Origin of the sequence: Kineosporia corallincola (genome assembly GCF_018499875.1) — a bacterium.
Classification (GTDB): Bacteria; Actinomycetota; Actinomycetes; order Actinomycetales; family Kineosporiaceae; genus Kineosporia; species Kineosporia corallincola.
Genome location: NZ_JAHBAY010000015.1, coordinates 105,884 through 118,464, shown reverse-complemented (window position 1 = coordinate 118,464; position 12,581 = coordinate 105,884). Strand labels below are relative to the sequence as shown.

Annotated in this window: 8 protein-coding genes and 1 pseudogene; 4 read left to right on the top strand and 5 right to left on the bottom strand. The window is 71.3% G+C overall.

Annotated features, from left to right (window positions below; translation table 11 throughout):
- Positions 1 to 249: 249 nt before the first annotated feature.
- Positions 250 to 3,819, bottom strand: coding sequence for a hypothetical protein (locus tag KIH74_RS29355; protein ID WP_214159621.1), 3,570 nt, complete (start codon positions 3,817 to 3,819; stop codon positions 250 to 252).
- 207 nt (positions 3,820 to 4,026) lie between these two features.
- Between KIH74_RS29355 and KIH74_RS29350 the strand changes: the two genes are divergently transcribed.
- The gene (locus tag KIH74_RS29350) at positions 4,027 to 4,671 is read left to right on the top strand and encodes an FMN-dependent NADH-azoreductase (protein WP_214159620.1); all 645 of its coding nucleotides are present in this window, start codon (positions 4,027 to 4,029) and stop codon (positions 4,669 to 4,671) included.
- An 8-nt stretch (positions 4,672 to 4,679) separates the two neighbouring features.
- Here the strand turns inward: KIH74_RS29350 and KIH74_RS29345 are convergent, their stop codons facing one another.
- Positions 4,680 to 5,939, bottom strand: a complete 1,260-nt coding sequence (locus tag KIH74_RS29345) for a serine/threonine-protein kinase (protein ID WP_214159619.1) — start codon at positions 5,937 to 5,939, stop codon at positions 4,680 to 4,682.
- 112 nt (positions 5,940 to 6,051) lie between these two features.
- On the opposite strand from KIH74_RS29345, the pseudogene KIH74_RS38990 reads away from it, so the two are divergent.
- A pseudogene (locus KIH74_RS38990) lies at positions 6,052 to 6,798 on the top strand (MFS transporter); the annotation flags it as partial.
- A gap of 189 nt (positions 6,799 to 6,987) precedes the next feature.
- Here the strand turns inward: KIH74_RS38990 and KIH74_RS29340 are convergent.
- Positions 6,988 to 7,275 carry a histone-like nucleoid-structuring protein Lsr2 gene (locus KIH74_RS29340; RefSeq protein ID WP_246573379.1) on the bottom strand — a complete coding sequence of 96 codons (288 nt, stop codon included), beginning with the start codon at positions 7,273 to 7,275 and terminating at the stop codon, positions 6,988 to 6,990.
- A gap of 325 nt (positions 7,276 to 7,600) precedes the next feature.
- Here KIH74_RS29340 and KIH74_RS29335 point away from each other — a divergent pair, with 325 nt between their 5' ends.
- A complete protein-coding gene (locus tag KIH74_RS29335) occupies positions 7,601 to 8,284 on the top strand; it encodes a TetR/AcrR family transcriptional regulator (RefSeq protein WP_214159618.1) in 684 nt (227 codons plus the stop codon).
- Positions 8,285 to 8,466: 182 nt separating this feature from the next.
- Here KIH74_RS29335 and KIH74_RS29330 read toward each other — a convergent pair whose 3' ends face one another.
- Positions 8,467 to 8,796, bottom strand: coding sequence for a MarR family winged helix-turn-helix transcriptional regulator (locus tag KIH74_RS29330; RefSeq protein ID WP_214159617.1), 330 nt, complete (start codon positions 8,794 to 8,796; stop codon positions 8,467 to 8,469).
- A 252-nt stretch (positions 8,797 to 9,048) separates the two neighbouring features.
- On the opposite strand from KIH74_RS29330, the gene KIH74_RS29325 reads away from it, so the two are divergent.
- On the top strand, positions 9,049 to 10,743 hold the full coding sequence (locus KIH74_RS29325) for a cation:proton antiporter (RefSeq protein WP_214159616.1): 1,695 nt from the start codon (positions 9,049 to 9,051) through the stop codon (positions 10,741 to 10,743).
- On the opposite strand, the gene KIH74_RS29320 is transcribed toward KIH74_RS29325, so the two are convergent.
- A complete protein-coding gene (locus KIH74_RS29320; protein ID WP_214159615.1) occupies positions 10,740 to 12,317 on the bottom strand; it encodes an ATP-binding response regulator in 1,578 nt (525 codons plus the stop codon). The two genes, KIH74_RS29325 and KIH74_RS29320, sit on opposite strands and share 4 nt — an antisense overlap.
- Between the last annotated feature and the right edge of the window lie 264 nt (positions 12,318 to 12,581).

The following is a 12,581-nucleotide window of genomic DNA, read 5'->3' as shown; positions in this document are numbered from 1 at the left end:
CGCCGATCTTCCGGACGCGTCCCGCGCGAATCACTCGTCTGCCTCCATGGCCTGGGTCTATGTGGTGTCTCAGTAGATCCAGGTACACAGTTCGTCAGCGGTGACGTACATCCAAGTAGATGGGCCAGGTGCACCCCGAACAGTCCATCGGGTCTGGTTCCGCCCAGAAATCAACTGTGGACGACGAAGAGCTCCGGCAGAATCCAGCGTTGTTCTTGAGGATTTGCCTGTTCTCGGGAAAGGTTCGGTTCAGTTCTGGGCGCGGCGCTCGGAGCGCCGCCACTCGGCCTGCCAGCCCTCGCCCGGTACCTCGGTGGCCTGCTCCTCGGGGAGCGTGGTGACGATGCCGGTCAGCCGGTCGATCCGCAGTGGCACACCGGGCAGCGGTGGGGCGAGCTTGATCGCGTGCCGGATGGCGTCGAGCAGCTCCATCGGCATGTTCGCCACGGCCCGCTGGAAGGCCGCCTCGAGTTCCGGCCGGTCCTCGTCGTCACTGATCATGGCCCAGTTGGCCAGCGCACGGGTGAAACCCGGCACGCCGGAGAGCAGGTCGCGCGAGGCCCGGTCGGGGGTGACGGCGTAGACGTTGTCCGAGCGGATGGCCCGGGCCGCCCGGGCGGCGGCACCGGTCCCGCCGGTCCCGCCGGTCCCGCCGGTCGTGCCGGTCGCGCCGGGGGTGGGCGGCGGGCTGAAGGCCCGGGCGTTCAGGTCGCGCATCAGCACCAGGCCGTCGAGGAACTCCGCCACCACCCCGCCCGATCCGCGCAGGGCGGTGGCCTGGAGCAGGGTGCGAGACTCGGTGTGGCCGTCGCCGTCGCCGGTCAGGGCGTCGAGGAGGGTCTGGCGCACGGCCTCGTCCTCGGGGGCGCCGGCCAGGTCGAGGGCGGCCCGGCAGACCGTTTCGTCGGCCAGCCTGGTTTCGAGGTCGAGGTGCGGGAGCTCGTTGCGGTAGCTGTAGGTGCTCAGCTGGTGCGGCTGCTGCTGCTCGCGGCGGGGTGCGGACTTGCGGGGCGACAGCTCGGGCAGCTCGGGCAGCTCGGGGGCCGAGCTCAGCAGCACCCGCTCCCGCTGGCCGGGGATGGCGCGGGGAGGAACCGGAATGTCGGGAGTGGGCTCGGCCGGGCCGTCACCCACCTGCCCCTTGCCCTGCTGGTCCGGTTCGGGCGCACCGGTTCTCGCGATGGCTGCCTCGTCTGCGGTGGCTGTGTCGCTCGCGTCGGCTGTGTCGCTCGCGTCGGCTGTGTCGGCCTTGTCGACCTCGTCAGCCTTATCGGCCTCCTCAGCCTTGTCGGCCGCGGTGTCGGTGGAGCGGGGGGCGTCCGTGTCACGGGTCGAGGTGGTGCCGAGTGCTGGGGCTCCGGCGGACTCGGTTGCCGGCCGGTCGGTGTTCTCCGGCGCCGCAGCGGGTTCTACCGGTAGCGGGGCGGGTTCTACCGGTAGCGGGGCGGGCTCTGCCGGTTTCGGTGCAGGTTCTGCCGGGTTCGGGGCGGGCTCTGCCGGGTTCGGGGCGGGCTCTGCCGGGTTCGGGGCGGGTGTTTCCGGGCGGACGGTGCGACCGTCCTGAGCGGCGACGGACTCGGCCAGGTCTGCGGCAGCGGCGATCTCGGCGGCCGTCTCCAGGGATTCGTCCGGTCCCTCGTTCCCCTCATGACCGGTGTGGACTTCGTCGCTCTCACCGTGCGACTGGTGCAGAGCACCTTCGTCGTCGGGGCCCACCTCGTCGTGCAGACCGAAGAACGAGAACGGCGTCTCCGACCAGCTCTCCGCTGCGGGACCCCCGGACGCCTCACCGGGCTCGCGCGCTTCGGGCGCGGTCTCGGTGGTTTCGGCGGGCTCGCCGGAAGACGGTTGCCCGGCGGTCGGGGTGACTGGTTCTGGTTTGGGCGCGGCCGGACTCTCCGGGTTCGGTTCTTCCGGCGTCCGCGAGCGGGATCGGCCCATCACGTCACGCAGGCTGGGACGACGCTCCCGGACTCCGGCTGCCGCACCCGGCGCTTCCCGGACGGCCGGCGCTTCGCCCTCAGCCACCACGGGCGAATCCGTCGTGGGCACGGCCTCTTCCGCGGGCGGGCGGGATTCGGGGTCTCGCTGTTCCGCGTCGCCGCTCTTACGGCCACGGCCCAGCACCCGCTTGCGTGACTGCGACAGGAGCTGCGACAACCTCGGCACCGGCAGCTCGTTGTCGGTTTCCGAGTCCTGGTACGGGTGCTTGGACGGGTCGTACGGCTCCTGCGGCCGCCGTCCCCCGGCGTTCGGACGGCGACGCATCCCACTCGACGGGGACGGCACCGGCGACGGACGCTCACCGGTCGAGGCCTCGGCCGCCTGCTCGTCTTCCTGGTCCAGTTCCAGGTCGGGCCCGGAGTCGTCGGGCTCGACGTGCCCGGACGTCCTGGCCTCGCCGGTGGGCCGGGCCTCATCGGCGTCCGGCGTGCCCGGCGGCTTCGGCCTGGCGGGAGTCGGAAGCAATGCGGGGACGACGCGAGGGCCGTCCTCGTTCCGCCCCGCCCGTCGCCTGGCCTCGGGATCGCGGTCGCGCAGAGGTTCGGAGGCCTCGGCCGCCCCCGACTCCCCCGCCTTGCGCCGCGGCAGCGGCTGAGCACGGGTGATGTCGGGACCGGTGATCATGGCCGGACCACGCTGGTCGTCGTGGTCTTCGGAGGCCGGCCGGTGCGGGGCGGCCTGGTCGTCGGGCGCGGATCGCTCGCTCGCCGCCCCGGCGGGCCGTTCCCCGCGAGACGGCTTCTGGTGCGGTGTCTCGTCGGGTTGCTTCGGGTCGGGGGATGCCTCGTCGCGCTGCGGTTGCTGGTGTGATGCCGGTTCGTCGTCCGGGGAGGGGGACCGACGCCGGGAGAGCGCCGCCGCGGCCGCGCCGGCGACCAGGCCGGCCAGGCCGCTGCGGGCGGAGCCACCCTCGGCCGCCCGGTCGTCGGTCTGCTCGGTGGCCCGGTCTTCGGTCTGCTCGGTGGGAAGGGAGGCTTCCGCCGGACCAGCGACTTCGGAAACCGGGCCGGCTCCAGCAGCGGACTCAGCGAGACGGGCGCGTTCGGTGGCGGGAGCGGCTTCGGCGGAGCGCGCGGGCTCGGCGGCCGGGGTGGTGCCGGCGGGCTCGGCAGAACGGTCGGGCTCGGCAGAACGGTCGGGCTCGGCAGAACGGTCGGGCTCGGCAGAACGGTCGGGCTCGGCAGAACGGGCGGGCTCGGCGGCCTCACGTGCCTGTTCATGGGCCTGTTCACGTTCCAGGGCGGCCACGTCCACCACGTCGCCCGGCTCCCAGGTCGTGCCCGGGCCGATCGCGAGCGCTCCCGTCACCGGGCCGCCGCTTGCGGAGGAGGGTTCCGCGGGGTGGTCGGGGCCTTCCGGATCCCACTCGCCCTTGTGCCGCCAGGCATTGCCCGGGCCGCTGCGCAGCTGGGGCGTGTCGCTGGGCCGGTCGGCGGTCTCGTGGGCCTCGTCTTCCGGCTGGAGCGTGACCCGCACCGGCAGCAGGCCGGACAGGGAGCCCTCGCCCGCGCGGCGGGTGAGCTGCTCGTCGCGGCCGAAGGCGACGCGGGAGGCCGGGGACGTGCGCAGGCCGTTGACGCTGCCCCGGAAGTAGGGGAGGAACCAGCGCCACACCAGCAGCACCACGAGGATGCAGGTGAAGGTGAAGCCGACCTGGACCACCAGGATCAGCACCTGGCCGATCGCGCCGAAGAGCCCTTCCAGGGCATGGCCCAGCGCTCGAATGGCCTGGATCGCAACGGCGATCACCACCAGCAGGCCAAGCGCATAGCCGACGAGGTTCATCGAGCCCTCCAGGCCTGCTCGACGGAACACACCACTTTCACCTGGATGGTCCGAACCCCATCGTCACATCCGTCAGTGGAAACATCGTCAGCCTAGCGTAACGATCCCGTTCCTCCACCTATCAGACGATCTAGTCCTTTCGGATCACCCGGGCATCCGGAGTCCGGTCCGGCGCGGCCCGGGAGAGAGGGCATGGCAGAGTCGGCGGCACTCGCCGACCGAGAGTAAGGAAAGTCCGTGCCGACCCTGCTGCATCTCGACTCCTCCGCCGATCTGAACAGCTCCGTCAGCCGCGCCCTCACCGCGCGCTTCGCCACCGCCTGGACCGGGATCAGCACCGACCACCTGGTGGTGCGCCGCGACCTGCACCTCGACCAGCTGCCGCACCTGCCCACCGACGCCCTGCACTGGGCACCCCGGCTGCGCCGTCCCGGCGACCTGGTGCCGGCCGATGCCGAGCAGCTCCAGCAGGTCCTGATCAGCGAGCTGCTGAACGCCGACGTCGTGCTGATCGGTGCCCCTATGTACAACTGGGCCGTCCCCTCCACGCTCAAGGCATGGATCGACTACGTGCACGTCGGCGGCGTCACCTCGACCATCGACGAGCCCACCCAGCCGCTCGCGGGCAAGCCGGTGGTGGTGGTCTCCAGCCGCGGCGGTTCCTACGGCCCGGGCGACCCGGTGGACCACCAGGTGCCGAGCATCGTCCAGGCGCTGGGCACCTCGATGGGCATGGACGTCAGCACGGTCACCGCCGATCTGACCCTGGCCGGGCGGCTGCCGGCGCTGAGCGGGCTGACCGGCCGGGCCGAGCAGGAACGGGAGCGCGCGGCCCAGGAACTCGACGCGCTGGCCGAGCGCCTGGGCCGCCGGAAGGGCTGAGAGCCGGCTCAGAAGACCAGGGCCACCAGCAGCACCGAGGCGATCGCCGCCGCCGTCAGTACCGTCAGGCCGAGGACCGCCCGGAGCGGACGACGGCGGCGTTCCCTCAGGTCACGACGATGCGGTAGCTCGCCGGAGAGCCGGGGCAGCCCGTGCGGATCGGTACGCGGCACCGACCTCTGACGTCTCCGGGTGGACGCGTGCCGGCCCACCGGGGCGTCGGTCAGCGGCGCCGGTCCCGGGTCGAGCAGGCTCGGGATCCCGAAGTCCGCGGCCAGTTCCTCCAGAGCCGGGGAGGCCGCCGGGGCACCGGCCGGCTCCAGCACGTGCCGGTGCCGGGGCTGTGCCTGCGGCCGGGCCGGCACGCCCACGTCGGGCGACTCGGGCGCCGTGCGCAGCGGGGCGGGAAGGTTCACGAGCTCGGTGACGGTGGCGCCGCTCGCGTCGTCCCCCAGTTCGTGGAACGCACGCAGCCGGACGGCCACCTCACCGGCGTCGGGGCGCAGCTGCGGGTCGTTGTCGGTCATCGCGGTGAGCAGCCCGGCCAGGCCGGCCGGGATGTCGACGTCGATGCGCGGGGAATTGTGCAGCCGGGCGACCGCGACCGCGGCCGGATCGCCGTGGAACGCCGGGCGTCCGCTGAGGGCCTCGATCAGCACCAGCCCGAGCGAGTAGATGTCGCTGGACTCGCGGATCTCCTCGCCCCGCACCTGTTCCGGGGACAGGTAGCCGGCGGTGCCCATGGTCAGGCCGGTCCCGGTGAGCCGCTCGGCGTGGTCGAGGGCCCGGGCCACCCCGAAGTCGCCGAGCTTCACCTCGCCGTCGTCGGACAGCAGAACGTTGCTGGGCTTGAGGTCCCGGTGCACGATGCGCTGCCCGTGCACGTACTCCAGGGCGTCACCGAGGCAGGCGCCGACCGCGCTGACCTCCTTGGGCGACATCGGCTCGGGCCGGCAACGCCGGCTCAGCGTCTCGCCCTCGATCAGCTCCATCGCGATGTACGGCTCGTCGCCGTGCGTCGCAGCGTCGAGAAGCGCGATCAGACCGGGGTGGTTCAGGCCGGCGAGGGTGTTCGCCTCGGACGCGAACCTGGCCCGGTTCACGTCGTCCTCCATCGCGAGTTGATGGAGCACCTTCACCGCCACGTCGCGTTGAAGCTCGGAATCCCAGGCCCGGTAGACCAGGCCCATCCCACCCCTGCCGATCACGTCCCCCAACGCGTACCGGCCGGCGAGCAGTTGGGGCCCTGACTCAAGGGTGTCCCGCACGCTGCCTCCTCTGCGTGTCGTCCGCGATCGCCACTGTGCCCGTGATCGGCGGGGACGGCACTTCGGGAATGTCGCACCCGGGCTCGTACACCTCGGCCTGTCGGTCGGGTCGATGATCGGCATCCTCTGCTCCGGCGCGCTGGTGCTGCGGGCCGGCACCCGGCCGGTGATCGCCGTGGGCACCCTCGGCGTGCTGGTCAGCCTGCCGACGATCGCCCTGGGCTCCTGGCTCGGCACCCCGTTCGTGGTCGCGGCCGGGCTGTTCCTCTTCGGCGCCGGGGTCGGCGGCGGCGAGGTGGCCATGAACATCGAGGGCGCCGACGTCGAACGGGTCACCGACAAGACCTTCCTGCCCTCGCTGCACGGGTGCTTCAGCCTGGGCACGTTCGTGGGGGCGCTGGCCGGGATCGGGCGAGCCTCGGGTCAGGGGTCGGGCCGGGTTTCAATGGTGGACGACGAAACCTCCGCCCCTCCCACCGCCGGCCGGCCCGCGGCGCCGTGGCGCGACTCCCGACTCCTGCTCATCGGGGTGATCGTGCTGGCCATGGCTCTGGCCGAGGGCACCGCGAACGACTGGCTCCCGCTGCTGATGATCGACGGGCACGGTTTCGACGCGGCGCTCGGATCGACGATCTACGCCACCTTCGCCGCCGCCATGACGGTCGGCCGGTTCGCCGGAGGCGGCTTCATCACCCGGTTCGGGCGCGGCAAAGTGATCACTGCCAGCGCGATCTCGGCCACGGCCGGGCTGGCCCTGGTCTCGTTCGCCGACCCGCAGGTGCTGGCCGCCGCCGGTGTGGTGCTGTGGGGTCTGGGGGCGGCCCTCGGTTTTCCGGTGGCGCTGTCGGCGGCCGGTGACTCCGGACCGGACTCGGCCGCGCGGCCGATCCGGTGCCGGAACCCGATCCGGCCGGAACGCCGCGCGGCTGATCCGGATATCCGGAATTCATCACGCCGAACCGCCGGTCGGTGCTGTTCGCACCGGCCGGCGGCTACTCATTCTCTGCCGGCCGAATACCGCTGGCGACCTCGATGCGGTGGGCGTCTGTCAGTTGCCCGCCGCCTGGTACTGCTCGATCACGTGGGCCGGAATGCGCCCGCGTTCGGACAGTTCGTATCCGTTGCTGGCGGCCCATGCCCGGACCGCCCGGTTGTCGACCCCCGTCGAGACCTGCTTCAGGGCGGGCTGCTTGCGCCCGCCGACCCGGCGTGCGGCGTCCTTCCACGGAGCGAAGGCCTTGCGCAGGGCAGCGGCATTCTTCTTCGTCACGTCGATCTCGTACTCGACGCCGTCGAGACTGAAAGTCACCGTTTCGTCGGCCAGCTGCCCGGTCATGTCGTCGAGCAGCTCAGTTACTGTCCTGGTCGCCATGGCTATATATTTTCGTTTCCTGACTGCCCAGTCAAAGCCCGACACATATTCCGGAAATGAAGTTCTTCTCAAAAACCCATTCGGATCACTGAGTCGATTTCGGCGAGGACTCCCCCAGACGTCCGGCAACGCCTCATGAACCACCCCTCACCCAGCGCCGCACGCCCGTCACGGATGCGGCGGCCATGGCCCGAACCCGGGAGGTTTCGCCTAAGCCAGGTGGACCTACTTCTCCCCGGCCGGCGGAACGTCATTGACTTGTACGGACGTTCAAGTCTTCACTTGCGGCATGCGGGCATACCGACCGATCGCCGACCGGCGTCGGCAACTCATCGACGCCGGAATCGCCATCGGCGAGCGGGAAGGCGTGGCGGCCGTGACCGCCCGCCGGGTCGCGTCCGAGGCCGGTGTGTCGCTCGGCCTGGTGTCGTACTGCTTCGCCACGAAGGACGACCTGACGGTGGCGATGGCGGCGCGGATCGCCGAGGACACCGCCCGGGCCGCCGACGACCCGATCGACCTCACCCCGCCGCCCGTGCCCCGGCTGGTGCCGGACCTGCCCGGCGAGCAGCGGCAGGCCGCGGCACTCACCGGCAGCGCCGGGCCGGACCGCGCCACGCAGCTGAATCTGGCTCTGCGAGCGGCTTTGCAGCGCCTGTGGGAACTGCACGAGGCCACGCCCGGCCGCCAGCTGCTGACCTACGAGATCACCACCCGGGCCCTGCGCGAGCCCCGGCTGAACGACGTGGCCCAGCAGCAGTACGACACCACCGTGCAGTCGTGCGGCACGGTGCTCCGGCACGTCGCCGAGCAGGTCGGCGTCACCTGGGACCGGGACGTGGCGGAGGTGGCCGGCCTGGTGGTGATGGCCATCGACGGCGCCACCCTGCGCTGGCTGGTGGACAGGGACTCGGACGCCGCGCTGCGCCGGCTCGGTGACGTCGCCGCCCTGCTCACCACGATGGCGCACTGACGGCCCTCAGCCGGTGCGAGCGTGCGGGTCCGCGCTGCTGATCGGCTCCAGACCCTCGGCGCCTTCGAGGTTTTCGTCGTCCACCAGCGTTCTGCGATCAGCCGCGTCGATGAGGGAGCGACCCTAGCCGGAACCGAGACGGTGCGGAGCCGTGGGTGGAAATCCTTGGCGATAAGGACTTTTCACCTGAGCGATGCAGGGGGCGGCAGCTGGGCGAGACGGGCCATCGCCGGGCCGGCCGCCAGCAGGGCCTCCTGGTCGGCCGGGTCGAGCTGGGCGAGCTGGGCCGCCAGGAGCCGGGTGCGTTCGGCCCGGCGCTCGGCGACCATGGCGCGCCCGGCCCCGGTGAGCCCGACGAGCGTGGCCCGGGCGTCGGTCGGGTCCGGGTCGCGGCGCACCTTGCCCTCCGCCTCCAGCCGGTTGACCAGTCCGGTCATCGCGGGCTGGGTGACCCCTTCGAGCCGGGCCAGGCCGGAGATGCGAGCCGGGCCGTCGTCGGCCAGACGGGCCACCGTGGTGCGGGCCGTCAGGCTGTGGGCGCCGGGCGGGGTGCTGCGCCGACGCAGGCTACCCGGTTGAGCGCACGACCGTTCCGACCGATAGGGTCGTAAGCCTGGTCAGAGGCCCATTTGCGTCGGCGTCCGGGTCACGAGCTGTTTCTTTGTGCTCCCCGGCACTGCGGACCCTCTCTCCTGCCCGGTGTGGGGTGTCTTGGGTTCTGCTCGGACTTTTTCGACGACCGCACGGCCTTCGGGAGGAACGAGATGAACGGCGTACAGCTGCTGTTGGTGGTGATCGCGGCCATCACGGTGACAGGGCTCGCGCACCGGAAAGGCTTGCAGGCGCCGCTGGTCGTACTGGTGATCGGCCTCGCGGCGTCGTTCATCCCGGGCATGCCCCAGCTGGAGCTGGAGCCGCACTTCATCCTCGGGATCGTGCTGCCGCCGTTGCTCTACTCCACGGCGCTGGACTTCTCGGTGCCCAGCTTCGTGCGCAACATCCAGCCGATCCTGCGTCTGGGTGTGGCACTGGTGCTGATCACGGCCTTCGCGGTGGCCGGGGTGGCCTATTACGCGGTGCCCGAGATGACGTTCGGCGCGGCCCTGGTGCTGGGCGCCGTGGTCGGCCCGCCCGACGCCGTCACCGCCGTCGCCATCGGCCGGGCCCTGGGTGTGCCGCCCCGGGTGATGACGATCCTGACCGGCGAGAGCCTGATCAACGACGCCGCCGCGCTGACCCTGTTCAGCGTCGGCGTGGCCGGGGTGACCGGCAGCCACACAGTGGTCAGCAACCCGCTGCTGTTCTTCGTGTACACCTCGGCGGTCGGTCTGGTCGTCGGCATCGTGCTGGCCGTGCTGGTGCTCTGGATCCGCACCCACCTGCACGACCCGGGCCTGGAGACGGTGCTCGGCCTGGTCGTGCCGTTCGCCGCCTACCTGCTGGCCGAGGAACTGCACGGCTCGGGTGTGCTGGCCGTGGTGATGGCCGGTTTCTGGATCGGCCACAACTCGGCCACCTCCGGCTTCGCCGTACGGCTCCAGGAGCGGCAGGTCTGGCGCAGCATCGACATCCTGCTCGAGGCCTTCGTTTTCGCCTACATGGGCCTCCAGATGAAGTTCATCATCGACGACGTGTTCCACGAGCACCACGAGCCGGTCGGTGAGGTGCTGCTGGCCTCGCTGCTGGTGCTGCTCACCGTGATGGCCGTGCGCCCGGTCTGGATCTTCGCCTTCGCCAGTGGCAAACGGCTGATCCGGCAGAGCCTGCGCACCACCCCGGCCCCGCAGAACGAGCACATCGCCTCGGGTCTGAAGGTGGTCACCGACAAGGTCGGCGCCAAGGGCGCCCACTGGCAGACCAACGCGCTGCTGTCGTGGACCGGCATGCGTGGTGTGGTGACACTGGCCGCGGCCGCCGGTGTGCCGCTGTACACCGAGGCCGGTGAACCGTTCCCGGGCCGGTCGGTGCTCCAGTTCGCGGCCTTCGTGGTGGCCGTGGGCACCCTGCTGATCCAGGGCCTGACGCTGCCCTACCTGGTGAAGCGACTCGACATCTCCAGCGACGTCGAGCACAACAAGGAGATGCAGGAGCGCAAGTACGCCCGGGACGTGGCCCGGGCCGCCTCACGGCAGGCGGTCAGGGACACCCTGGCCGATCCCCCGGACGGTTGTGACCCGGCCCTGCTCGAAGGGGTGGCCGAGCGGTTCCGGCACGCCCAGGAGACCCGCGAGGACCTGCTTCCGGACGACGAGGACGACCCGGCGCAGCGTGAGCTGGCCCGCAAGGACCTGACCCGGGCGGTGCGGCTGCTGCGCCAGCGCATGCTCACCGCCCAGCGCCAGGCCCTGATCGCCGAGCGGGACGCCGGGAACCTGGACGACGAGGTGCTGCGCGACCTGCTCGAGCAGCTGGACTACGAGGAGGCGGCGACGGCCACGAGCTCGGCGGCGCGTCTCTAGCGCTGGGCCGGCAGGTCGATCGTCATCGTCGTGCCACGGCCGGGGGCCGAGTCGACGCGGACCGTGCCGCGGTGCGCGTCGACCACCCCCTTGACCACGGCGAGGCCCAGCCCGGTGCCCGGAATGCCGCGCTCGGTGGCCGAACTCGACCGGAAGAAGCGGGTGAACAACTTGGCCTGCTCGGCCTGCGGGATACCGATGCCCTGGTCGCGCACCTCGATGCGCACGGCCCCGGGCACCGCGGACGCCGCCAGGGTGATGACGTCGTGCCGGCCGCCGAGGGGGCGGCTGGTGGTCGGGGGTGGTGAGAACTTCACCGCGTTGCCGAGCAGGTTCACCAGCACACGCTCCAGCTGGGCGGCGTCACCCAGCACCACCGGCAGCCGCTCGGCCACCCGGGTGCGGAGCGTCAGCCCGGCCTGCCGGGCCGCCGGCTCCACCGTGGCCACCGCCGCCTCGATCAGATGGGGGAACGAGATCTCCTGGTACTGAGCGGTTCCGGCGCGGCCGGCCTCGGTGCGGGAGAGCAGCATCAGGTCTTCGACCAGGCTCAGCACGTTGGCGCTGTTGCGGTCGATGATGTCGAGGAACTTGTGGCTGAGCTCGGGGTCGGGCGGGGCCGCGCTGTCGCGCAGCATCTCCACGTAGCCCCGGATCGAGGTCAGCGGGTTGCGCAGCTCGTGACTGACGGCGGCGACGAAATCGGTCTTCATCCGGTCCATCTCGCGCAACTGATTGTTGCCGGCCGCGAGCTTCTCGGCGCGGGACATGATGTCGGCACGGGCCGCGCGCAGGTCCGACTCGACCCGCTTCTGCCGGGTGATCTCGGTGTAGATGGCGCCGATGCCGAAGATCTCGCCGTGCTCGTCGCTGATCGGGTAGCGCACGCAGAGCAGACTGCGGTTGCCGTCCGAACCGGGGAACTCCTCCTCGCGCTCCACCACGATCGAGGTGTGCAGGCAGCGCGCGTCGAGTTCGGTCATCTCGCGGGCCTTCTCGGCCGGGAAGATCTCCGCGTCGATGCGGCCGGCCAGGGTGTTGGGAGCCAGGCCGCAGAGCAGCTCGAACTGCCGGTTGGCCAGCAGGTAACGACCGTCGACGGCCTTCACGCTGATCGCGGCGGGCGAGTGGTTCACCAGGCCGGACAGGATGGCCGCGGTCTCCCGCTCACGCCGCTCGGCCTCCCGCTTCTCCGCCGTCAGCCGGCGGGTGGCCAGCGCGTGGTCGACCGCCGGGCCGAGCCGGGCCAGCCGATCTTTCAGCAGGTAGTCGACCGCACCCAGACGCAGCGACTTGACGCACGTCTCCTCGTCCATCTGCCCGCTGACCACGATCACCGGTATTTCGAGGTGCAATTCACGCAAGGTGGACAGCACGGTCGGGGCATCGAGGCCGGGAAGCGAATAGTCGCAGAGGATCACGCCGGGCGGCGGGTCGAGGGCGGCCATCATGGTGTCCAGGCCGTCCACCCGGGTCCAGTCCGGACCGAAGCCGCTGCGGACCAGCTCGGCCACCATGAGCTCTGCGTCGGCCGGCTGGTCCTCGATGATGAGCAGCCGGAAACTCCTACTCACGAAACCTTTTCCCCCATGTGATTCGGCCGGAGGGCCACATTCGCCACCCGACCACATCCACTGCTCCCCGGGCAAGCACGGTTCAGCACCCGTGCATGACAGGGGAAGGCGCCGCCGGTGCGGGCCCAGCTGGTCGCAGGAGCACCGGCGGATGCGGTGAACCAGTTAACACCCGGGGGCGGCGGGCGCGACGGAGAATCGCCGGGCACACGTCATGGGACCCGGGCGGTTCTGGTGGGGATACGAGGCGAAAGCGTCGAGCGG

Excerpts from the sequence above, each read along its gene's own strand:
- KIH74_RS29340 (WP_246573379.1), bottom strand. The coding sequence starts at position 7,275 with ATGACCGGGCAGCTGGCCGACGAAACGGTGACTTTCAGTCTCGACGGC.
- KIH74_RS29335 (WP_214159618.1), top strand. The coding sequence starts at position 7,601 with ATGCGGGCATACCGACCGATCGCCGACCGGCGTCGGCAACTCATCGAC.
- KIH74_RS29325 (WP_214159616.1), top strand. The coding sequence starts at position 9,049 with ATGAACGGCGTACAGCTGCTGTTGGTGGTGATCGCGGCCATCACGGTG.